This is a genomic window from Aquimarina macrocephali JAMB N27 (assembly GCF_000520995.1).
In the GTDB taxonomy this organism is placed as follows: Bacteria; Bacteroidota; Bacteroidia; order Flavobacteriales; family Flavobacteriaceae; genus Aquimarina; species Aquimarina macrocephali.
Genome location: NZ_JACA01000023.1, coordinates 56,985 through 80,384, shown reverse-complemented (window position 1 = coordinate 80,384; position 23,400 = coordinate 56,985). Strand labels below are relative to the sequence as shown.

Genomic DNA, 23,400 nt, shown 5'->3' with positions numbered 1-23,400 from the left:
TAGTACCAAATATTAAAAGCAATCAAATGAAACTTATAACCTTTATTATAACATTAATGGTAAGTGCAAATTCTTGTAATAAAGATGATAATTCTATGTCAAATCAAAAGCAGGAAATTACAGTCGCCTATATCAACGGAACTATTTTTACTGTAAACCCCGAACGGGTATGGGCAGAGGCTATAATTGTTGAAGGAAATAAGATAATCTATGTGGGAAATACTGATAAAGCTTTAGCACAGATAAGTAAAGATACAGAAGTAATAGACCTTAAAAGAGCTACAGTAATACCAGGAATACATGATGTACATATGCATCCATTAGAAGCTTCATCAGAAAATTTTAAGTTTATTTTAAAAGAAGGTAATGATCCCGAAAATTATGCGCCCGCAATTCGTAAAGCATTACTTGATTTTCCTGATGAAGAATGGCTTTTGGGCTGGGGAGTAGATTTGTATACTCTTCTTGAAGCCAAACGTTCTCCTATAGATATTTTGGATGATATAAGTAGCACCAGGCCTATTGCAATTATGGAGCGTACTTCTCATTCTATTTGGGTAAATTCTAAAGCATTAGAAATAGCAGGAATAGATATTAATTCAGAAAACCCAACAGGAGGAATTTATATGAGAGACGAAAATGATAAGCTTAATGGAATTCTGATAGATAATGCAGGAAATCTTATTTTAGATATGGCCCTGACTCCTACAAGTCAAACTAAAGAAAATGATTATAACGGTTTAGTAAATTTTGCATTACCAGAGTTAGCTAAAAATGGAATAACCTCTATTTGCGATGCACGAACCTATTGGAAAAGAGATCATCATACCATATGGAAACGAGTAGAAAAAGAAGGAAAACTTTCTGCTCGAGTTAATTTAGGACTATGGGGGTACCCTATGCAGGATGATGAGTCACAAATATCATCACTAAAATCATTATATGAAAATGATAGTAATAGTCTTTTAAAAATAAACCAAATCAAGCTATACAGTGATGGAATAGTTCATAATACAACGGCGGCAATGCAAGAAGAGTACCGAATAGATCTTTTTCAGGAATCGAAGAATAACGGGTTGAGTTATTTTACTCAAAACCGAATAACAAGTTATATTCAGCAATTAGAAAATGTAGGGTTTGATTTTCATATTCATGCTATTGGAAATAGGGGAGTCAAGGAATCTTTAAATGCAATAGAAACAGCAAGTAATGGCTCAGGAAGACATAGAATTACACATGTTGAAATAGTAACCCCATCAGATTTAACACGTTTTTCTCAATTAAATGTAACAGCAGATTGTCAGGTTGCAGGTGATTTTACACAACCAGATCAATGGGATGAGAATGTAGAACTTATAGGAAAGGAGAGTTCGAAAAATCTGATTCCTATAAAGAGTTTAAAAGAAGCCGATGCCAGAATTACATTAAGTAGTGATTGGGATGTGAGTAGTATAAACCCATTTGTAGGAATGCAAAATGCGGTAACCCGTTTTCCGCAAAATATAACCATAGAAGAAGCTGTAAAAGCATATACCTTTAATGGGGCTTATGTTATGCGACAGGAGACAGAAGTAGGGTCTATTGAAGTAGGAAAGAAAGCGGATTTTGTAGTGCTAAATCAGAATATTTTTTCTGTAGATCCTAATAGAATTGCTACTACCAAAGTGGATATGACTGTATTTGATGGAGAGGTAATTTTTGAAAGAAAATAAAAAACCAGGAATCATGGGTGTTGTCGGCTCAAACAACTTCAAATTAAGTTTGTATATAAAATTGATTTGTAATCTTATCATGCTGTATGAGCTTTTGACAAAAAAGCTTACTTTTGTAAATTCTACAGATTAGGAAGAATACACTATGATTGATAAATTAAATATTGTAAAGCAACGATTTGATGAAGTGAGTGATTTAATCATTCAACCAGATATTATTGCAGATCAAAAAAAATACGTACAGCTTAATAAAGAATACAAAGATCTTAGGGCCCTTATGGATGAAAGAGAGCGATATATAGAGCTCACTGACAATCAAAAGGAAGCCGAGGAAATTATTGCTGATGGCAGTGATGCAGAGATGGTAGAAATGGCCAAAATGCAGTTAGAAGAAGCTAAAGAAGAATTACCTGGTTTGGAAGAAAAAATTCGTTTTATGCTTGTGCCAAAAGATCCAGAAGATGCTAAGAACTGTGTGGTAGAAATTCGCGCAGGAACGGGAGGGGATGAAGCGAGTATTTTTGCAGGAGATTTATTTAGAATGTATACTAAATATTGTGAAGGTAGGGGATGGAGTACTAGTGTGGTTGACCTTAATGAAGGAACCAGTGGTGGTTACAAAGAAATTATTTTTGAAGTCAATGGTGAAGATGTTTATGGGGTATTAAAGTTTGAAGCAGGTGTGCATCGTGTACAACGGGTTCCCCAGACCGAAACACAAGGTCGAGTACATACCAGTGCTGCAACCGTAATGGTTCTGCCTGAAGCTGAAGAATTTGATATCGAGTTGGATATGCAAGAAGTACGTATTGAACGTACTACTTCTACAGGACCAGGAGGACAGTCTGTGAATACGACGTATTCGGCAATTAAATTACATCATGAGCCTACAGGAATGATTGTAAGTTGCCAGGATCAGAAATCATCACATAAAAATCTCGAAAAAGCATTAAAAGTATTGCGTTCTCGATTGTATGATATGGAATTGGAGAAGAAGCAAGCTGCTGATTCTGAGAAACGAAAAAGTATGGTGTCATCTGGAGATCGTTCTGCAAAAATTAGAACTTATAACTATCCACAAGGAAGAGTTACTGATCACCGTATTGGTCTAACACTATATGATTTAGGTAATATTATAGATGGAGATATTCAGAAAATCATCGATGAACTTCAGTTGGTAGCGAATACAGAAAAACTAAAAGAATCTAACGAGATTTTTTAAAAATAAAATTGAATGTATAAAAAAAGCCGATGTATTTTACATCGGCTTTTTTTATGTTATTTCATCTGTTTAATTAATTCCGGTTCTATTTCTTGATCGTATTACAAAATACAAACCAACAATAATAAAAGGAATGCTTAACCATTGACCTGTTGATAGTAGACCTAAAGCGTTTTCAAAACCTCCTTGGCTTGATTTAACGTATTCTACAATAAAGCGTACTGTAAATATTAGAATTAAATACATTCCGAAAAGAAACCCACTATTATTTCGTTTATCTGTTTTCCAGTAGATCAACCATAAGATAATGGATACAAATATATATCCAAAAGCTTCATATAATTGAGCCGGATGACGATATGGAATAGCTTCTAGTAGATTAGAGAATTTAGGGTTTTCTACGATTGCAGAATACGCTTTATTAACGCTATCCATTCCCGTCTCTTTCAAAGCTTCTCTTTTGCTTAAACCATCGCGTATAAACTTTACTCCAAAAAAAGAATCGCCAGATTCTTTTCCAATAATCTCAGAGTTAAAAAAATTACCTAATCGAACAAAAATACCTCCAAATGCAGCCGGAATAGTAACTCTGTCTAGAACCCAAAGCGGATGTTTATGTAGGATTTTTTTAGAATAATAATACATTGCAATTATAAAAGCAATAGCGGCTCCATGACTCGCTAATCCTTGAAAACCTATAAATTCAAATGCCGGCTTAAACCTGAAAGGCAAAAGAATTTCTAAAAGATTGTTCTTGTAATAATCCCAGTCATAAAAAAACACATGTCCTAATCGGGCACCTAATAATGTACCAATAACAGCATATATAAATACAGAATCTAGCTTTTCCATAGAGACATTCTCTCGGATATAGATTTTCTTCATTAGATACCAGCCTAATGTAAAGGCAATTACAAACATTAAGCTGTAAAAACGAATAACAAAAAAGCCGAGATCTATTCCTTCAACTGGATTCCAGGTAATTTTTGTAAATATCATGCGTGAGTTTTATTTTTTAAAAGTAAATATAAGTATTTATATGAGAAACGTATTACACATTTATATATTGAGAAAATGACCGAACGTTTTATGAATACAATCATTATGAACGTATTTTTTTCATTCATTTTTTAATTGATTCGTTCTCAACATCAGGAACCGGATCATAGCCACTGCCTCCCCAGGGGTGACAGCTAAAAATACGTTTAATTGAAAGCATTCCTCCTTTAAAAAGCCCATGTTTTTGTAATGCTTCGAGGGTATAATGCGAACAAGTAGGTTGATAACGACAGGTAGCCGGAGTTAATGGTGATATCAGGTTTTGATATAGCTTAACCAATACCACAAATGGAAATATTAAAATTTGTTTTATAGTCGTCTTAAAAGCCAAAACGATTTAATTTAATGAAAAACTAGTGCCATCTCGGCCATCCTTAAGTTGAATACCAATTTCTATAAGTTCATCCCTTATTTTATCACTAGTAGCAAAATCTTTATTGGCTCTTGCTTCTGCTCTTAGGTTAATCAATAATTCTACAGTTCCAGAAAGCTTATCACTTATATCTGAAGCAGTTTCATTTATATTCACTAATCCAAGAACATCAAATACAAAACCATGTATGGTTTTACGCAATAATTCAAGATCTGCTGCAGAAATTGTAGCCTTTTGTTCTTTAATTGTATTAATAAACTTAACAGCATCAAATAACTTAGCAATTAGGATAGGACTGTTAAAATCATCGTTCATCGCATCATAGCATTCCTGTCTCCAGGCTTGTATATTAAATCCTTTGGTAGCAGAACTAACTGATAGTGAATCGATAGCTTGTATGGCATCTATTAATCTGTAAAATCCCTTTTCTGAAGCTTCTAATGCATCATTAGAAAAATCCAGGATACTTCTGTAATGTGCCTGAAGCATAAAAAACCGAACAATAGTAGGGTCAAATGGCTTATCTAAAAAATCATTGTTTCCCGAAAACAATTCTCCCGGAGAGATAGTATTTCCAGTTGATTTAGACATTTTTTTGCCATTAAGAGTAAGCATATTGGCATGCATCCAATAATTAACAGGGGTTTGACCACAAGCGGCTTCGCCCTGTGCAATTTCACATTCGTGATGAGGGAATTTTAAATCCATTCCTCCTCCATGAATATCAAATCGTTCACCTAGATATTTGGTGCTCATTACAGTACATTCTAAGTGCCAACCTGGGAAACCATCACTCCATGGCGATGGCCAACGCATAATGTGTTGAGGTTCTGCTTTTTTCCAAAGTGCAAAATCCTGAGGATTTTTTTTGTCACTTTGAGCAGATAACTCCCGGGTATTTGCAATCATATCCTCGAGATTACGCCCACTTAACTTCCCGTAATCGTTAGTTTCATTAAATTTTTGAACATCAAAATATACAGAACCATTGGATTCATATGCAAAACCATTACCAATGATGGTTTTGATAATCTCAATTTGTTCTACGATATGCCCCGTTGCTGTAGGTTCTATACTCGGCGATATTGCATTAAATTTAGACATAACATTATGAAAATCTAATGTATATCGCTGAACGATTTCCATGGGCTCTAACTGTTCTAATCGTGCTTTTTTTGCGACTTTATCTTCACCTTCATCTGCATCATTTTCAAGATGACCAGCATCCGTAATATTTCTAACATAGCGAACTTTATACTCCAAATGTCTTAGGTATCTAAATACTAAGTCGAAAGAAATAAATGTACGACAGTTTCCTAAATGTACATTGCTATAAACCGTAGGGCCACATACATACATACCTATATTACCTTCTGTAATAGATTTAAATGTTTCTTTTTGACCTGAAATAGAATTATAAATTTTTAATTCCTGAGTTTTATACAACGAAGTTGCTGCCATAATGTAGAGTGATGCTTATGATTTTGTTGAAAATAAAATTAAAAGGTAGTGTCTAATTTGATATAATCTAAAAATTCTCTTTTTACAGATTGCTCTTTAAATTTACCACCGAACTCACTAGTAACGGTACTGCTTTCTATGTCTCTGATTCCTCGTGAATTTACACATAAATGCTTTGCATCGATAACACAAGCTACATCCTTTGTTCCCAGGACTACTTGTAAATCTTGAACAATTTGCATAGTCAGGCGTTCCTGTACTTGTGGGCGTTTTGCATAATAATCAACAATACGATTCATTTTGGATAACCCAACGACAGTGCCATTAGATATATACGCCACATGAGCTCGACCAACTATAGGAAGTAAATGATGTTCGCAAGTAGAATATACAGTAATATTTTTCTCTACCAGCATCTCTCCATATTTGTAATGATTGTCAAATGTAGAGGCATCAGGTTTTCTTTGAGGATGAAGGCCTGAAAAAATTTCATTTACAAACATTTTTGCTACACGTTGAGGAGTACCTTTAAGACTATCATCGGTTAGATCTAGTCCCAAAGTTTCCATAATATGTTTTACATCTTCTTTAATCAAAGCAATTTTTTCGGTATCACTAAGTTTAAAGGCATCTTCTCTAAGAGGAGTGGTAGCGCTAGTAGCTACATGATTATCACCTAGCGCTTCAATAGCTTCAAGGGCCTTGTCAATTTTCACACTTCAAAATTTTATAATTTATCAAAATTCTCACAAAAAAATAGTAAAGCAAAAAAAGTCATGCATAGAAGTATTTCTTAGCCAATTCTTACTTTTTTGTTTTTTTTGTAACATAAATAGAACAGTATTAAGTAATACCTTCTATATTATGGTGTGCAAAGATACGATTTTGTTGTTTTACTTAGTAAAAGCTATGTTAAACAATTGTAGATATTAGTTTTCTTGGAGAAGTTCTGTATATTTAAGTCCCAAATTGAACTGTAACACACGAAAAATAAAGTTTTAACGTTATATGAAAATGGCAAAAGGATTACCTCAAATTTTGTTGCTTTTTAGCATTCTTGTTTTTAAAAGTACTTTTTTTTATGCTCAGGACTTTGATGTAGCTTGTAGAGCTGCTCAACCTTTTTGTTCTGATGCTTCTTTAGAATTGACCTTCCCTAATGTAACTGGTGATATGGATGGCCTTGGTGAAGTAGGTTGTTTAAATACGACTCCTAATCCAGCATGGTACTTTATTCGTATTGATCAACCAGGAGAATTGATTTTTGATATCCAGCAATGGGTTGATGGTAATGATAATAGTAATTTAGATAGAGGAGAAAGGCAACTTGATGTAGATTTTATTGCCTGGGGACCTTTTACCACCTCATTTGTGAATTGTGATATTCTCTCTCAGGGATGTGATAATAATGGGGACGGAGATAATATACGTCCAGCAGAATGTGTAAATAATGTCGATGATCCAGATTATTATATTAATAATATGGACAATACTAATATTGTGGATTGTAGTTATGCAAGAACACCAGATGATGATATTTATATAGAGACACTAACGATACCTAATGCTCAATCTGATGAGTACTATATTATTCTAATTACTAATTTTGCAGATGAGGCAGGAGTTATTCAACTTCAGCAAACCAATCTTAATGAAGATAATGCAGGAACTACAGATTGTAGTATTTTAGAACCAGGTGTAGGACCTGATATTGCTACATGTGGTGAATTTCCGATTACTATAGAAGGAAGATTTCCTAGAGCTGTAACCTATCAATGGGCTAGAGCAGATGTAGGGACTACTAATTTTGTAAATGTTCCGGGTCCTCCTGGAGTAATACCATTTTTAGAAGTTACTACAGAAGGAGTGTACCAATTGAGAGGTTTTGATGAAACGGGAACCGAAGTTCCGGATTCTCCAGATGATTTGGTGGTTCTGGATGTTTCAGATGCTGTTGTTTCTGTAGGGTATTCTATCGCAGAAGAATCTTTTGCAGGTGGGTATACGATTACAGCAGAAGTAGTAGCTGCTCCTGATGTAGAAGCTGCAGGGTTTGATGATTTTGAGTATAGACTTGACCGAGATATAGGGAATGGTTTTTTAGAATATAGACCTTTTCAACCTTCTCCCGTATTTTCTAATGTTCCTCCAGGAGATTATTTTGTTACGGCCAGATATGCAAACTGCCCTGCCAGTGAAGAAATATCTGATGTTATTATGATTTTAGGATATCCTAAATATTTTACACCAAATGGTGATGGTTTTCACGATACCTGGAGTCTGATTAATATCGAAGGCCAGCCTACAGCACAGATTTATATATTTGATAGATATGGTAAGTTGCTAAAACAACTAAGAGTCGGAGGTCCGGGATGGGATGGTACTTATAACGGAAAAAATATGCCTTCTTCAGATTATTGGTTTAGAGTAGAGTTTAATGAACCCAGAGATCCGAATATGCGTCGGAGAGTTTTTGCTGGTAATTTTTCATTAATACGATAAAATACTTTTATATAAAAAAACCGAGATTATAGTATCTCGGTTTTTTGTTGTTGTATAAGGTAAATATTATTCTAAAAATTCATACCAAAAGTAAATGTAAGGTTTTGGGTATGACTATCTACAAGAGTAGTGTTATTAAAACCAGAATTAGGATAAAATTGCTCGGTACGTTCTTGTTCACTGTAATCATAAGCAATATCAATTTTAAATTTTCCAAAAGAATACCCTGCTCCAAAAGAATATCCTGTTTTTTCTCCAAGAATCAAATCATTTTTATAAGGACTCTCTTCAAAACGATATCCGCCTCTAATGCTCCAGTTTTCAACCCTCCATTCGGTACCAAGTCTTATGGTAGAGACGGCTTGTAAATTGTCATTAATCTCTCGATTAAGATTAGAGAAGCTAATATTTTCATCAGAGCTTAGTTTTGTTGTAGAATAATCTTTGTAAGAATAATCCAGACTGATTAAGCCATGTTGTTTGAATAATATAGCAATACTACCTATCGCTTTTGCTGGTGTACGTAATTTATATTCAGGAAAAACATTGATAACATCAGGATCTACAATGGATCTTCCGTCTGCATCGCTAAATGTTTCTAGGCGTTGAGTGGTCTCTTCTTCGATATAATACCAGGTAGGTGATTCAAAAGAAGCTCCTAAACGAATCATTTCAGAAACTTTGGCAATTCCACCAACTTGAGCAGAAAACCCTCCACCGGTAGTGGATAATTTATTGGTAAATGTTACTTCATTAACATTACTGCCGGCATTGTTATTTCCTTCAAAGAACTCGGTAACTCTATCATAATTAATAAAGTGCGAGTTTATATTGAGTCCTACATAAAAAGTTTGATTAATTTGTGCGCCTCCATTTAAAGTGAATTTTCCATTTAGACCAGTGCTTTCATGATAATATTCCTGGTCAAAAACGCCAGGTGCAATATTCGAAAAATAAGAAGTGTTGTCAGGGTTATTAACATCGGTTGCTTCTATGACAAAGGCTTCACGGCCTAAGAAAGCTTGCTGAGTAGCATATCCTTCAGATTCTCCAAGAAAACTATAAAGTTGATCTACAGATTCTCCTGCTCTTCTTGAAATCAAATCCAGAGGGAGTCCTTGTGCTTCCGAAAGGAAAAAGTTATCGATTGAATTAGAACTTCTTCCTAGAGCTACAAATTCATTAGCGTTATTTGCAGTTTGATCATAAGCTAGTCCTAATGAAAGCTTATTAATAATTGATTCATCATTGTAATGATCGAAAACAAAAACGGCTCCTACTTGATTAAAATTTAAATTTCTAGAATCACGATTAGTTAAACGGTCAGAATAGTTTGCGTCGTTATCTGTATGGCTTGTAGAAAGAGTGACTGAGCCATGAGGATTTAAAAAAACTGCTGATCCTGCCGGGTTAATTTGCAATGCAGATAAATCGCCGCCTAGCGCACCAAAAGCACCACTCATAGCTCTATAACGCGCTGTACCAAGGATATCTTGTTGTGAATAACGTAATGCATCAGTAATGTCTTGAGCACTCAAAAAAGACATAGACAGTATACCTATGAATAAGAATAGCTTTTTCATCAATTTTTTAAATTTTGAATTACAGAATACCCCAAAAATAAATAAGATATTCGGGAAAGTTATCTAACAATTGTTTTTTTAGGTTAGAATTAAGATTTTTAGTTTCTTCCGCGACTTCTGCTTCTGCTGCCACCACCACGACTTCCACTGCTTCTAGACCTGCTGCTGCTTCTGACTGAAGAACCACTACTACGAGGAGCGCTACTTCTTGAGTACCCAGAACTTCGACTTCTTGAAGAATTGTTCGATGAAGGAGAATATCCTCTGCTTCTGGTTGAAGAATTACTTCTGGATCTTGTCGTAGTTGTAGGGCTAGAGTATCTTGTAGAATTATTTCTTCCTACAGAAGATGATCGTGAACGAGAATATGTATTATTTGAAGACCTGGATCTGTTATAATAGTTATTTGTTGAAGATCGTGTTCTTCTGGCAGCATTAACTCTTCTGTTAGCATACCCTTGTCTGCTTCTGCTATAGTTTGATGCTTTTCGTGATCTAGTACTATAACTTGAATTGTATGCTCTGCGACTTCTAGTAGAATATACATTTCTTGAACCTCTGTTATAGGCTACATACCTACTTCTTCCATAATATGGATATCTGTTGTAATAAGGGCGATAATAACCTCTGTAGTAACCGGCATAACCTCCATAATAGTAAGGAGGGCAATAGTATCCGCCATACCAGTATGGATTGTTCCAGCCAATTCCCCATCCAGGGCCATTCCATCCCCATCCGGCGTTCCATCCCCATCCATTGCCGTACCAGCCATTCCATCCCCATCCAGGGCCCCAGTTATTCCAGCCGGTATTGTAAAGATTAACGCTGATTTCAGTAGGATTACTGCCCCATGCTGGTTGTCCAACTTCATAGTTTAATGCAGTAGCAGTAGTATCTGCTACATCATATCCTTCGCTAGAATAAGAATCAATGTCGGTAAAAATTACATCTTGCTCAATTGCTGTATCGATTTGTGCAGATTTTTCAGAAAAATAACTAGAATAATAATTAGATTTTTCATCTGTATTATTAGGTTGAGTCTCAAGATTTTTTTGGCTTCCTGCGTCACTATAAATACCATCTCTATAAGGAGTATATTCATAAGAACCACAAGACGTCAACATAATGATGGCAGCCAAAAGTAAAAAACCTATAGCTCCACTTCTCTGAAAATAATTTTTAAGTCGCATATCTTCTTATTTTATTGTTGAACATTACAAATTTAGTTAGTTTTGCGCTAACTAAATTATATTTAACAGAGCCACAACATTTGTGCCAAATAGAAGTTTATGAGCAAGAATTTAACAAAGCGTAGTGAAGATTATTCAAAATGGTATAACGAATTGGTTGTCAAGGCTGATCTGGCCGAGAATTCGGCAGTAAGAGGGTGTATGGTGATTAAGCCGTATGGTTATGCTATTTGGGAAAAAATGCAAGCAGAATTAGATAAAAAATTTAAAGAAACAGGGCATCAAAATGCTTATTTCCCATTATTTGTGCCTAAAAGTTTGTTTGAAGCAGAAGAAAAAAATGCAGAAGGATTTGCTAAAGAATGCGCTGTAGTTACTCATTATAGATTAAAAACTGATCCTGAAGACAGTTCTAAACTGGTTGTAGATCCTAAAGCTAAGCTAGAAGAAGAGTTGATTGTACGTCCAACTTCTGAAGCTATTATTTGGAATACATATAGAGGATGGATACAATCATATAGAGATTTACCGCTATTAATTAATCAATGGGCTAATGTGGTGCGATGGGAAATGCGTACCAGGTTGTTTCTTAGAACGGCAGAGTTTTTATGGCAAGAAGGACATACAGCTCATGCCACAAGGCAAGAGGCAATTGCTGAAACAGAACAGATGAATAATATATATGCAGATTTTGCAGAGCAATTTATGGCTATTCCGGTGATAAGAGGAAGAAAAACAGAGAGTGAGCGTTTTGCAGGAGCAGAAGATACGTATTGTATCGAGGCACTAATGCAGGATGGGAAAGCGTTACAAGCAGGTACTTCACACTTTCTTGGGCAGAATTTTGCAAAGGCTTTTGATGTGAAATTTACTTCAAAAGAAGGTAAGCTAGATTATGTTTGGGCGACTTCGTGGGGAGTTTCTACTCGTTTGATGGGAGCTTTAATTATGACTCATAGTGATGATAATGGTTTGGTGTTACCACCTAATTTGGCTCCTATTCAGGTAGTAATTGTTCCTATATATAAAGGAGAAGAGCAATTACAGCAAATTTCTGAAGTTGCGAATGAATTGGTTGCTGATTTAAGATCTAAAGGAGTTTCTGTTAAGTTTGATAATAGAGATACGCACAGGCCTGGAGCCAAATTTGCTCAATACGAACTACAAGGAGTTCCTCTTAGGATTGCAATTGGGCCTAAGGATTTAGAAAAAGGGACTGTAGAGCTTGCTCGACGAGATACATTAACAAAACAGTTTGTTTCTAAAGATGAGGTTGTTGTAACTATAGAATCATTACTTGTAGAAATTCAGGAAAGTTTGCATCAAAAAGCAGCTCAATATAGAGATGAACATATTACAGAAGTAAATTCTTTTGATGAATTTAAAGATGTTTTAGAGAATAAAGGAGGATTCATCTCGGCACATTGGGATGGTTCTGCAGAAACAGAACAAAAGATAAAGGAGCTTACTAAGGCTACGATACGATGTATTCCTTTTGATGCAAAAGAAGAAGATGGGGACTGTGTGTATAGTGGTAAGCCATCGAAAATCAGAGTGTTATTTGCTAAGGCTTATTAAGGTTTTAGAAAAAAATAAAATAACACTTGCAGCATTAAAAAATAGTTGTATTTTTGCATCCGCAATTAGACAACATGGCCCGTTCGTCTATCGGCTAGGACGCCAGGTTTTCATCCTGGTAAGAGGGGTTCGATTCCCCTACGGGCTACAATAATGAAATTAATTGCAAATTTAAAGTGAAAGCTATAAATTTGCAATCCTTGAAAAGGGAAATGGCCCGTTCGTCTATCGGCTAGGACGCCAGGTTTTCATCCTGGTAAGAGGGGTTCGATTCCCCTACGGGCTACAAATTTTATAGTAAGAAATTTAATAGAAGAGAGATGGCAAATCATAAGTCAGCATTAAAGAGAATAAGAAGTAATGAGACAAAGCGTCTTAGAAACAGATATCAGCATAAAACTACACGTAATGCTATAAAAAAGTTACGTGAGTCTGATAAGAAAGAAGCGGAGACTTTGTTTCCTACTGTTGTTTCTATGCTTGATAAGTTAGCTAAGAATAATGTTATTCATAAGAATAAAGCTGCTAACTTAAAATCACAATTAGCAAAACACGTAGCTGCGCTTTAAGTAGTACGTTTTTTATATAATATATAAGCTTTTCCATAATATGGAAAGGCTTTTTTTTGTTTTCTAAATAAAACGAAAATATAGATGATGTAGGGGGTACTGGTTATTAATGCTGAATTCTTATTTTATTTACTTTTGTTTTTTTCTTCTATCCATCGAGACATGAATTCTGTGCTTCGTAGTGTGTGATACTGTAATAAATTGCCTATGAAATTTTTGGCACGATGTTTATTAAGGTTTTTTTGAAGTTTAGAAACCTGATCCAGAAATGGGTTGCAGAAGATTTCTTCCTGAAATCGTGTGTTTGTAATCTCTATTCCGTTTTGTTGTGATTGCTGCCAAAGGGTTTCGTTATTGTATAATCTTACGGCTGCTTTGGTAAATTCTGAGGGATCATCGGTTATAAAACCGTTCCAGTCAGATTCCTCATCGAGCATTCCTTCTGCTCCTATAGAGGTTGTTATGCTTGGTGTGCCACAAAGCATGGCTTCTGCAAGCTTTCCTTTAATTCCTGCTCCAAATCGCAATGGAGCAAGGCAAACACGTGCTTGTGACATTATTTCTTTTGCATTTTTTGCCCACCCTTTGATGTAAAATCCTTCTTTGGGATTGTGCAGCTGTGTTGCCTTTGGAGGGGGGTATGCCCCATAAATATGTAATTCTGATTCTGGAAGCTCTTTTCTGATTAATGGCCAAATGGTCTCTTTAAGGTGTAGTACGCTGTTCCAGTTAGGTTCATGACGAAAGTTTCCTATCGTAACAAAATGTTTCCTGTTTTTGTACCCAGGCCATTCTTTTTTTGTTTCTGTAGTGATAGGTTTAAACAGAAATGGTAAATAGAATAATAAATCCTTGTCTATTTTAAAGGTTTCTTTAAGAAGTTTTATTTCAAAATCAGAAATAATTAAAGAAAGGTCGCATCGATAGATGCTTGCGATCTCTCGTTTTGTAATGTCGTTTTGTAAAAGTTGATTACTGTTAAAAACCGTATTGCTTTTAAATGATTCTTGCCGTGTTTTTCTAAGGCTATGTAGGTCTTCTGTATTTAATATTTTTAATGCGTCGGGACAATGTTTTGAAACCCTCCATCCAAATTGTTCTTCTGTCATAAATCGATCAAACAGCACTATATTGGGTTGTTGTTCTATGATAAAATCATCAAAACTGGAGTTATTGAGTTCTATAGTTGTTTTAGAGATGTCTATGTTTTCGAGACTAATCATGTGCTCTGTTTCTGCTGCAGGACTGGCAAATGTAATTTTCCAGTCTTGAGTCTTGAATAGTGCTATAAGTTGCATCATTCTGCTCCCTGCTGCCGAAGAATTGGGTTCTGGCCAAACAAAGCCTATAATGAGGATGTGGTTCATTGTTTGTACAATCAAAAAAGCCTCAGTAAAACTGAGGCTATATATTATTTAACTATCTTTTTGCTATAATTTTGCAAAAAGCGCGTTCATTTTTTCTTTTTCTTCCTTTGCAAGTTCTTGATCAACTAAAATTCGACCACTGTGTTCGTCTGTAATGATTTTCTTGCGAGAAGCGATTTCCATCTGTACCTGAGGCGGAATAGTGAAAAATGATCCTCCAGAAGCACCACGTTCTATTGGTACAACAGCAAGTCCATTTTTTACATTGCTACGTATTCTTTTATAAGCACTGATTAAGCGATCTTCGATTTCTTTTTGGTAATCTTCAGATTTAGAAATTAAAGCTTGCTCTTCTTTTTCAGTTTCAGCTAAAATAGCATCAAGTTCTCCTTTTTTATGAGAAAGGTGTGAGTCACGTTCACCAAGTTTTCCTTTGGTTTGGTCGATAATCTCGTTTTTTTGAATAATCTGAGCTTTGTGCTCTTTGATATGCTTTTCTGCTAATTGAATTTCTAACTCCTGAAATTCAATTTCTTTACTAAGTGAATTGTATTCACGATTATTACGAACGTTTTTTTGTTGCTCTCCGTATTTTTTGATCAGCGCTTTAGCTTCTTCAATTAAATTTTTCTTGCTACTAATACCTTCGGCGATAGTCTCAAGATCATTGTTTAGCTTTTCTAATCTTTTATTTAATCCGGCTACTTCATCTTCAAGATCTTCAACTTCTAATGGTAATTCTCCGCGTACGTTTCTAATCTCATCAACTCTAGAGTCTATTAATTGCAAGTCATATAAAGCTCTTAATTTTTGCTCAACAGTAACTTCTTTCTTTGCCATATTTTATATGTATTGAATTGGATTGGTATTTTTATCCGATAAAATGATTGCAAAATTACTGATTTTTTTTCTAAGATAACTAACAATTAGGTTTTTTGTGTATTGTTCGCTTTCATAATGACCAATATCGGCCAATATTAATCTACCTTCGGCTTCATAGAATTGATGATATTTTAAATCTGCGGTGATAAAAATATCTGCACCTGCGTGATGTGCATTAGTAATTGCAAAACTACCGCTGCCTCCTAAAACAGCTACTTTTTTGATGGGTTTGTTTAGTAATGCCGAGTGCCGGACACATCCTGTTTTGAAAACATTTTTGATATGTTTTAAAAAATCAAGCTCTTCTATTGGATTTGGTAGTTCTCCAATCATGCCCATTCCAATATTTTGATTTTTATTTTCGAGAGTAGTAATTTCATAGGCGACTTCTTCATAAGAATGATTCTCAAAAAGCGTTTTAAGGATTTTACTTTCACAATGTTTGGGGTATGTTACCTGAATCTGAGTTTCTTTTTCGCGATGTGTTTTTCCGATTTCACCAATTGAAGGCTTTGCAGTATCTAAAGCTCTAAATGTTCCTGTTCCTTCAGAAGAAAAACTACAATTGTCATAATTGCCAATGGTTCCAGCTCCTGCTTCAAATAGTTTGCTGCGGAGTATTTCAGCTTCAGCAATAGGAGCGAAGGTGACTAGTTTTTTAATATTTCCGCTTTGTGGGATAAGAATTTTACGATTCACAAGTCCTAATTGCTCACACATCATATCGTTTACACCATATATCGAATTGTCTAGCGCAGTATGAATGGCAAAAATGGCAATATCATTTTTGATAGCTTTCATTATTACTCGCTCTACATAGTTGCTACCATTAAACTTTTTGAGTCCCTTAAATACGATTGGGTGAAAGCTTATAATCAAATTACACTTGTTTTCTATAGCTTCATCTACTATGTTTTCCAGAGTATCCAGAGTTACCATAATTCCTGTTGCCACAGTTTCGGGACTACCAACCAATAAGCCAACATTATCAAAGTCTTCTGCGTATGCGATTGGAGCTAAAGTTTCAAGATGCTGTATAACCTCTTTTATTTGCATTATAATATGTTTTTGAATAAAAATTGAATGTAAAAAAACTTTTATCAATAATCAAAGTTTCGTTTTATACTTTTGTTGCAGTGATACATTGAAAATTTTTAACGTGTGAATTTACTGCGAAAAATACTTTTACCATTTGTTCCTTTTTATTTTCTGGCTACCTGGTTGAGAAATAAATTATATGATCTGGGGATTAAAAAATCTACAACATATGACTTTCCGTTAATAGTAGTAGGAAATCTAAGTGTAGGAGGAACAGGTAAATCGCCGATGATAGAATATTTAGTGACTTTGCTTAAAGATAAGATACCATTAGCAACACTTAGTCGGGGATATAAAAGAGAAACCAAAGGGTTTAAACTGGTTGATACGTCTTTTACTGCAAAACAAGTAGGAGATGAGCCGCTTCAGTTTAAAAGAAAATTTACAGATGTTGTAGTGGCGGTGGATGCTGATAGATGTAGTGGAATTTCTAATTTAAGATCATTAACACCCAAGCCAGAAGTAATTTTACTAGATGATGCTTATCAACATCGTAAGGTAAAAGCAGGGTTCTATATTTTGCTTACTGCTTATTATGATCTCTACTGTAATGATATTGTCTTACCTACAGGAAATTTAAGAGAACCGAAAAAGGGAGCTGACCGGGCTGATATTATTGTAGTTACAAAATGCCCCAATCCATTATCTTTTGAAGAAAGGAAAAGGATTACGGATAAACTAGCAATAAATTCCAATCAGGATTTGTTTTTTACCACTATTGATTACGGAAATAATATCGTAAATATTTCTGAAACAAAACCAATCAACTCCTTGCAAAATATCCACTTTACATTGGTAACCGGTATTGCTAACCCTACTCCTTTGTTAGATCATTATACTTCTTTAGGGTTGAAATTTGATCATATTAATTTTCCTGATCATCATAATTTTACAGATACTGAATTAAAAAAATTGAATACTCTAGAATTTATTATTACTACAGAAAAAGATTATGTGAGATTGGCTCCGGATATTTCTGAAAAGAAACTATGGTATCAGCCAATAGAAGTAAGGTTTATAGAAGGAGCTACTTCTTTTGATGATAAAATATTAAAGTTTATTGAAAAAAAATAAGACCCTTTTAAAGGGTCTTATTTTTTAATTCTGGCTAACTCAAATAAAGTTTATATTTATAAACTCGGTTAACCTTTTTCAAAAGCTGTGCCAAATCACGAGGCTGTGGCCTGTTTTTTTACCAATGCTTTGTGAAGTTTTGTAAAGAACTCTTCGGTTTTATATGGTTTTGGTATAATATCATTAAACCCATTATCATAGAATTCATCTAGATTATCATCCAGAGTAACTGCTGTTAATGCTATAATTGGAATTTCTTTGTTGAATTTTCTAATTTGTTTTGTAGCTTCAATTCCACTGATTCCTGGCATATGAATATCCATAAGAATGAGGTCGAAGGTGTTTTCTTTTGTTTTATTTACTGCAATATCACCATTATCGGCAACATCACATTTTATCTCATTCTTTTCTAAGATTTTTCTTGTAATTAATTGATTGATTTTATTGTCTTCTACCACCAATATGCGTTTATCAATCATTATACTGTAATCAATTTTCTTAGCCTCTTCGGTATAATTAGTGCTTTTGTCTTCAAAAATATCGAATTTAAGATCAAATAAAAATTTAGATCCCTTGCCCAATTCACTTTCTAGTTTGATTTCACTATCCATTAAGGATAACAAATTTTTCACTATCGATAACCCTAGACCTGTACCACCAAATTTTCTATTAATTTGTACAGAACCTTGAGTAAAGTTTTCGAAAATACTAAGTTGTTTCTTTTCTGATATTCCTACTCCATTATCTTCAATTTCAAAACTAAGTGAGACTTTGTTTTCAATTTGACTAATGGGTTTTACTCGTATCCAAATATCCCCGTTTTGCGTAAATTTTATAGAATTTCCGATAAGATTGATTAAGACTTGAGAAACTTTAAGAGGATCTCCTTTAAGTTTAGTCGGGATAGACTCGTCAAACTCGTAATGTAAATTATTGTTTCTGTCTTTTGCAGATTTACCTAGAGCTATTAATACATCGTTTATTCGTTTTTTCAAATTAAATGATGTGTTCTCTAATTCTACCTTGTTAGCCTCAAGTTTATTGAGATCCAGAATATTATTAATTAATGACAAGAGATATTCTCCAGAAAATTTGAGAGAATTAAGATGTTCTTTTTGGTTAGGTGTAGGGCTTTCTTCAAGTAACAGATGAGTTAATCCTGTAACAGCATATAATGGTGTTCTTAATTCGTGTGTTATTGTAGAGAGGAATTGAACTTTGGCTTCACTAGCTCTTTCTGCATTCTCTTTTGCTAGTATAAGTTCTGTATTTTTATTTTGTAATAATTCATTTGCTCTCGCTCTGAGATTATTATTTTTATAAAGAGAAAGAGTTAAAAGAGATAATATTGTTATTAAAGCAATACTTAGTATTGTGGTAAGGCGTCCTAATTTTAAAGATCTTTGCTGTTGTATATTTTCTTCTGTCAATTCTTCTATTAGAACATTGTTTTCGTTTAGGTTTAATTTTGCACCTGCTTCTTGAGCTATGATTTCTTTGTTGGTATTGAATAGAGCATCTTTTATTTTTTCGTGTGCTCTAAGGTTTTCAAGAGAAGCGGGATAATCTTCTTTTCGTTCATAGATCTGGCTATACAGTTCGAAACATTCTGATCGTATTTCTGCATACTCCATATCTTCACCAATCTTCATAGCCAAATCATTGGTTTTCATGGCTTCATCGGGCTGGTTTATTGATAATTGTGCTCTAGCTTTATTGGTGTAGAGTTTTGCTTTAAAATAATGCTGATCAAATGAATTTATAATAGGAAGTCCACTATTAAAGTGTTTTATAGCCAATTCGGGATTTTCTTGAGCAAGTGCTAAAAGTCCAAGGTTTAATTTTATAGGTCCTTCCTGACTTTTGAAATCTTTTTTTTTGGCTATTATAAATGCGTCTTCAAGAAATTTTAATGCTGTTTTATATTTTTCAAGCTTTGTAGCAATTGATCCATATATGGTATATGAAGAAACAAGCATAAATTCATCATTGGTTTCATTCTGAAAAGCAATAGCATCAAGAATTTGCTCTTCAGCTTTTTTTAGATCTCCCAATTCCCGATATAGCTTAGCAAGTACCATATTGGTTTTTGCTATATAAATTTTGTCTTGTTGTTGTAATGCAAGTTCTTTTGCGTTGATAATATTAGAAAGTGCAGGTTCTAATCTAGTTTGATCAATAGATTGAGAAGCATTTTCCAAATAACTCTCAATAGAGTCATTCATTTGATTGTTTTCTGAGAGCTCAGACGTCTGTGCATAACTAAAAAAACAACAAATAAGTAAAAATTGCGCTATAAAGTATTTGATTTGGGTTGGCATTTTTCCTCTGAAATATCTCAACTAAGATAGTTATTTCTTACAAATGTTAATAATTAAATCAATTATTCTATTACTATATCCTATTTCATTGTCATACCAACCTATGATTTTTACCATTTTTCCTATCACAGAAGTCATTAGAGAATCAAATGTGCAAGAGTATGGATTACCAAGTATATCAACAGATACGATTGGGTCTTCTGTGTATGATAAAATACCTTTTAGGCTAGTTTGAGAAGCTTTTTTAAATTCGTTGTTGATTTCTTGAATAGAAGTTTGCCTTTTAACATTAAAGGTAATATCTGTGAGTGATCCATTAGGAACAGGAACCCTTATACCACATCCTCCTATTACATCGCTTAGCTCGGGGAAAATTTTTGTTAATGCTTTTGCTGCACCGGTTGTTGTGGGAACTATAGATTGACTGGCAGCTCGTGCCCGTCTTAAATCTCTATGAGGTTGATCGTGTAAACTTTGATCAGTAGTGTAGCTGTGTACAGTAGTGATATAGGCTTGTTCGATGCCACATAAATCATTGATCACCTTGATCATAGGTGCTGCATTGTTTGTGGTGCAAGAAGCATTAGATAAGATAGTTTCTGACCCATCAAGGACATGGTCATTTACACCCATAACAATAGTTTTTATACTATCTTCTACAGATGGAGCAGATAAAATAACTCTTTTTGCACCAGCCTTTAAGTGTTTTTCTGCATCGGGTTTGGTTTTAAATTTCCCTGTTGATTCGATAACAATGTCTACATCATATTTTTTCCAGTTGCAATGTTCTGGATCTTTTTCATTAAGTAATGGGATTGATGTGCCTTGTACTATAATATGATCTTTGGTATGAGATACCTCAAAAGATAAAATACCATGTATACTATCATATTTAAGAAGGTGACTTAATGTTTTTGAATCGGCGAGGTCGTTTATTGCTACAACTTGTATGCTAGGATGATTGATTAATAATCTAAACAAGTTACGGCCTATTCTTCCAAAACCGTTGATAGCAATTCTAATAGGTGTATTCATTAAATCCTTACTACTGTTTTTTTGGATTAAGTTAAATGCTTTTGAGCTTTATATGAAGATCTTACCAAGGCACTACTTTCTACATGCCTGAATCCCATTTCTAAACCTATTTCTTCATATTTTTTAAACTGATCCGGAGTTATAAATTCTTTTACAGGAAGATGTTTTTTACTTGGTTGTAGATATTGCCCTATAGTAACAATGTCTAAACCTACTGTTCTAAGATCACTTAGTGTTTGTATAACTTCATCTTCTTTTTCTCCAAGCCCCAGCATGATTCCGCTTTTTGTACGTTCAATACCATTTTCTTTAAGATATTTCAATACTTGCAGGCTTTGTTCATATTTGGCCTGGATGCGAACTTCTCGAGTCAACCTCTTTACAGTTTCCATATTATGAGAAACCACTTCTGGTTTTACTGTAATAATTCTATCTATATTTTTTGTTTTCCCTTGAAAATCTGGAATTAATGTTTCTAATGTAGTTTCTGGATTCATTCTACGAATAGCTTGAATAGTTTCTGCCCAGATAATTGACCCACCATCTAACAAATCATCTCTATCTACAGATGTAACAACAGCATGCTTTATATTCATCAATTTTATAGATCGCGCTACTTTTTCGGGTTCTTCCCAATCTACAGTTTCTGGTCTTCCGGTTTTAACACCGCAAAAACCACAGGAACGTGTACATATATTACCTAATATCATAAAAGTAGCAGTTCCTTCACTCCAGCATTCTCCCATATTAGGACAACTACCCGAAGTACAGATGGTATGTAGGTTATACTTATCTACTAATCCCCGAAGTTCTGTGTATTTCTTTCCCGTAGGAAGTTTAACACGTAACCATTTTGGTTTTCCTTTAGGAGGTGCTACGCTAGCAACATTGTTATTCATACAAGCAATATTTTTAGCAAAAATACAAAGAAAGCTTAGATTAAAATGAAGTTTTGAATAAAGTTAATAGATCATTACAAGAGGTATCTTAAATTTTAAAAAAGAAGTACGCTATTAAACTACGTTATGTTAAAGGAAATAGGGGTTATAATTTCTAGATATTTCTTCTTACAGTAAAACCATATCTATACAAAGTCTTAACATCAGGTTAAAATTAAGTTAACATAAAATTTTTTTTGAATTTGACAGTTATCTTTTTTGATAAAGAGAAAAATCATGCCCGAAGAATTGGTAAGTCTTAAAAAAACAAAAAACAATCGAAAGCGTGTAGAAAAATGGTTGCTTAATAATCAGAGGTATATTAATATCACTGCTATAGAAAAAGAGATTTCTGCACCAAAAGGATTGATACAAAAGTTTGTGAAATACGATAAAAAAATCAACGACAAATGGATTGATCCATTGTATGGTGTTATCAAAAGGTTTACTTCTTTTACCTTGAGATAGTTTTTTGTTTAAAAATTAGTGCTTTGCATTAGTAATTATTTCAGAAAGTAGTTTTCTGGCCCTCAATAACTTTACTTTGACATTGTTTATAGGTTCGTTGAGGTGATCAGCAATTTCTTTATAACTCAATTCCTGAAAATACCTTAAGTTAATTACTTTTTGGTAATTAGGTTTTAACTGTTTAATGTAGAGAAGTAGCTGAGCTAAATTTTGCTCGGTAATTAGTTTGTCTTCTGGAGTTGGATTATGATCGATGATCTTATATACAGCATCGTCTACTTGTGTTGTAGTTTTGGATTGTATTGATGCATTTTTTTTTCGCAATAGGTCTATATGGATGTTTTTTGAAATCTGAATCAACCACGTTTTAAAGTTATATTCTTCTTTAAACGTGTTAATTTTATCAAATGCTCGAGAAAAACTTTGTATAGTTATGTCTTCAGCTTCATACTCATCTTGAGTTTTTTTCAACTGAAAATTGTAAACATCATTCCAAAAAGTGTCAAGAAGGTAATTAAAAGATATTTGCTTCCCTTCTTTAGCTTTTTTTATATGATCTTCTAAGAGGATGAGATTTTCTTTTTTCAATGCATTGTTTTTGAGTGAAATAGATAATCGATAAAATGCTATTCAGCGTGTTTTTCTTCGTTACAGTTTGAGTACTGATCTGGAGTTTTACCACAAAGAGAACATGATTCACCATCCTTATTTAAAAATGGACTTTGACTTGCACATGTACCAGCAAATTTACCATCTTTTTTCGCCCATAATTTAATTGCGATACCACCAAATGCTAATAGTAATAAAACAATTGTAAGTAATAAAAGCTTCATAATAATATTAAAAATCAAAATTGGTTACAAAGATACAAAGAATGTATGGTATGGCTAAGAAGCTATTAAACAAAAAATTAAGAATAATGTATTAATTCTTGATTGATATCAGTTTTTTTGATTAGATATACTCAT

21 protein-coding genes and 2 tRNA genes are annotated in these 23,400 nt (G+C 34.0%); 9 read left to right on the top strand and 14 right to left on the bottom strand.

Translation table 11 applies throughout. The features are described 5' to 3' along the window. The first annotated feature begins 26 nt into the window (after positions 1–26). Together Z054_RS0114580 and prfA are read left to right on the top strand one after the other, a co-directional pair. Positions 27–1,712 carry an amidohydrolase gene (locus Z054_RS0114580; protein ID WP_024770792.1) on the top strand — a complete coding sequence of 562 codons (1,686 nt, stop codon included), beginning with the start codon at positions 27–29 and terminating at the stop codon, positions 1,710–1,712. 145 nt (positions 1,713–1,857) lie between these two features. Next, on the top strand, positions 1,858–2,934 hold the full coding sequence (prfA, locus tag Z054_RS0114570) for a peptide chain release factor 1 (RefSeq protein ID WP_024770791.1): 1,077 nt from the start codon (positions 1,858–1,860) through the stop codon (positions 2,932–2,934). Between the two features lie 69 nt (positions 2,935–3,003). Here the strand turns inward: prfA and lgt are convergent, their stop codons facing one another. The 4 genes from lgt to folE form a co-directional block, all read right to left on the bottom strand. Beyond that, complete coding sequence (gene lgt / locus Z054_RS0114565) at positions 3,004–3,933, bottom strand: prolipoprotein diacylglyceryl transferase (RefSeq protein ID WP_024770790.1); 930 nt, start codon at positions 3,931–3,933, stop codon at positions 3,004–3,006. Between the two features lie 124 nt (positions 3,934–4,057). Beyond that, on the bottom strand, positions 4,058–4,306 hold the full coding sequence (yidD, locus tag Z054_RS0114560; RefSeq protein ID WP_024770789.1) for a membrane protein insertion efficiency factor YidD: 249 nt from the start codon (positions 4,304–4,306) through the stop codon (positions 4,058–4,060). 24 nt (positions 4,307–4,330) lie between these two features. After that, a complete protein-coding gene (gene cysS / locus Z054_RS0114555; protein ID WP_024770788.1) occupies positions 4,331–5,827 on the bottom strand; it encodes a cysteine--tRNA ligase in 1,497 nt (498 codons plus the stop codon). A gap of 38 nt (positions 5,828–5,865) precedes the next feature. Next, positions 5,866–6,543, bottom strand: a complete 678-nt coding sequence (folE, locus tag Z054_RS0114550; protein ID WP_024770787.1) for a GTP cyclohydrolase I FolE — start codon at positions 6,541–6,543, stop codon at positions 5,866–5,868. Positions 6,544–6,841: 298 nt separating this feature from the next. Between folE and Z054_RS0114545 the strand changes: the two genes are divergently transcribed. Next, entirely contained in the window at positions 6,842–8,329 is a 1,488-nt protein-coding gene (locus Z054_RS0114545) for a T9SS type B sorting domain-containing protein (protein WP_161635294.1), read from the top strand. Between the two features lie 71 nt (positions 8,330–8,400). Here the strand turns inward: Z054_RS0114545 and Z054_RS0114540 are convergent, their stop codons facing one another. Together Z054_RS0114540 and Z054_RS0114535 are read right to left on the bottom strand one after the other, a co-directional pair. Continuing rightward, positions 8,401–9,912, bottom strand: coding sequence for an OmpP1/FadL family transporter (locus tag Z054_RS0114540; RefSeq protein ID WP_024770785.1), 1,512 nt, complete (start codon positions 9,910–9,912; stop codon positions 8,401–8,403). Positions 9,913–10,010: 98 nt separating this feature from the next. Continuing rightward, positions 10,011–11,102: a hypothetical protein gene (locus tag Z054_RS0114535; protein WP_024770784.1), complete on the bottom strand. Its 1,092-nt coding sequence runs from the start codon at positions 11,100–11,102 to the stop codon at positions 10,011–10,013. Between the two features lie 99 nt (positions 11,103–11,201). Between Z054_RS0114535 and proS the strand changes: the two genes are divergently transcribed. The 4 genes from proS (at position 11,202) to rpsT (ending at position 13,249) form a co-directional block, all read left to right on the top strand. Beyond that, positions 11,202–12,680, top strand: a complete 1,479-nt coding sequence (gene proS / locus Z054_RS0114530; RefSeq protein WP_024770783.1) for a proline--tRNA ligase — start codon at positions 11,202–11,204, stop codon at positions 12,678–12,680. Between the two features lie 76 nt (positions 12,681–12,756). Next, positions 12,757–12,828, top strand: a tRNA-Glu gene (locus Z054_RS0114525). A gap of 66 nt (positions 12,829–12,894) precedes the next feature. Further along, a tRNA-Glu gene (locus Z054_RS0114520) sits at positions 12,895–12,966 on the top strand. A 34-nt stretch (positions 12,967–13,000) separates the two neighbouring features. After that, positions 13,001–13,249, top strand: a complete 249-nt coding sequence (gene rpsT, locus Z054_RS0114515; protein WP_024770782.1) for a 30S ribosomal protein S20 — start codon at positions 13,001–13,003, stop codon at positions 13,247–13,249. Positions 13,250–13,374: 125 nt separating this feature from the next. Here rpsT and Z054_RS0114510 read toward each other — a convergent pair whose 3' ends face one another. From Z054_RS0114510 to Z054_RS0114500, 3 genes are all read right to left on the bottom strand, one after another. Next, positions 13,375–14,616 carry a glycosyltransferase gene (locus Z054_RS0114510; RefSeq protein WP_024770781.1) on the bottom strand — a complete coding sequence of 414 codons (1,242 nt, stop codon included), beginning with the start codon at positions 14,614–14,616 and terminating at the stop codon, positions 13,375–13,377. A gap of 63 nt (positions 14,617–14,679) precedes the next feature. Further along, complete coding sequence (locus Z054_RS0114505) at positions 14,680–15,456, bottom strand: zinc ribbon domain-containing protein (protein WP_024770780.1); 777 nt, start codon at positions 15,454–15,456, stop codon at positions 14,680–14,682. Positions 15,457–15,459: 3 nt separating this feature from the next. Further along, positions 15,460–16,554, bottom strand: coding sequence for a Nif3-like dinuclear metal center hexameric protein (locus Z054_RS0114500; protein ID WP_024770779.1), 1,095 nt, complete (start codon positions 16,552–16,554; stop codon positions 15,460–15,462). 105 nt (positions 16,555–16,659) lie between these two features. On the opposite strand from Z054_RS0114500, the gene lpxK reads away from it, so the two are divergent. Beyond that, complete coding sequence (lpxK, locus tag Z054_RS0114495) at positions 16,660–17,670, top strand: tetraacyldisaccharide 4'-kinase (RefSeq protein WP_024770778.1); 1,011 nt, start codon at positions 16,660–16,662, stop codon at positions 17,668–17,670. 95 nt (positions 17,671–17,765) lie between these two features. Here lpxK and Z054_RS0114490 read toward each other — a convergent pair whose 3' ends face one another. The 3 genes from Z054_RS0114490 to lipA all read right to left on the bottom strand — a co-directional run bounded on the left by Z054_RS0114490 (position 17,766) and on the right by lipA (position 21,925). Continuing rightward, the gene (locus tag Z054_RS0114490; protein WP_084050378.1) at positions 17,766–19,895 is read right to left on the bottom strand and encodes a response regulator; all 2,130 of its coding nucleotides are present in this window, start codon (positions 19,893–19,895) and stop codon (positions 17,766–17,768) included. 126 nt (positions 19,896–20,021) lie between these two features. Further along, positions 20,022–21,026, bottom strand: coding sequence for a type I glyceraldehyde-3-phosphate dehydrogenase (gene gap / locus Z054_RS0114485; RefSeq protein ID WP_024770776.1), 1,005 nt, complete (start codon positions 21,024–21,026; stop codon positions 20,022–20,024). A 26-nt stretch (positions 21,027–21,052) separates the two neighbouring features. After that, positions 21,053–21,925: a lipoyl synthase gene (lipA, locus tag Z054_RS0114480; protein ID WP_024770775.1), complete on the bottom strand. Its 873-nt coding sequence runs from the start codon at positions 21,923–21,925 to the stop codon at positions 21,053–21,055. 276 nt (positions 21,926–22,201) lie between these two features. On the opposite strand from lipA, the gene Z054_RS0114475 reads away from it, so the two are divergent. Continuing rightward, positions 22,202–22,432 carry a hypothetical protein gene (locus Z054_RS0114475; protein WP_024770774.1) on the top strand — a complete coding sequence of 77 codons (231 nt, stop codon included), beginning with the start codon at positions 22,202–22,204 and terminating at the stop codon, positions 22,430–22,432. Positions 22,433–22,447: 15 nt separating this feature from the next. Here the strand turns inward: Z054_RS0114475 and Z054_RS0114470 are convergent, their stop codons facing one another. After that, positions 22,448–23,020 (bottom strand): RNA polymerase sigma factor, encoded by a 573-nt coding sequence (locus Z054_RS0114470; RefSeq protein ID WP_024770773.1) that lies wholly within the window; start codon positions 23,018–23,020, stop codon positions 22,448–22,450. A 38-nt stretch (positions 23,021–23,058) separates the two neighbouring features. Continuing rightward, complete coding sequence (locus Z054_RS0114465) at positions 23,059–23,265, bottom strand: hypothetical protein (RefSeq protein ID WP_024770772.1); 207 nt, start codon at positions 23,263–23,265, stop codon at positions 23,059–23,061. Positions 23,266–23,400: the final 135 nt, after the last annotated feature.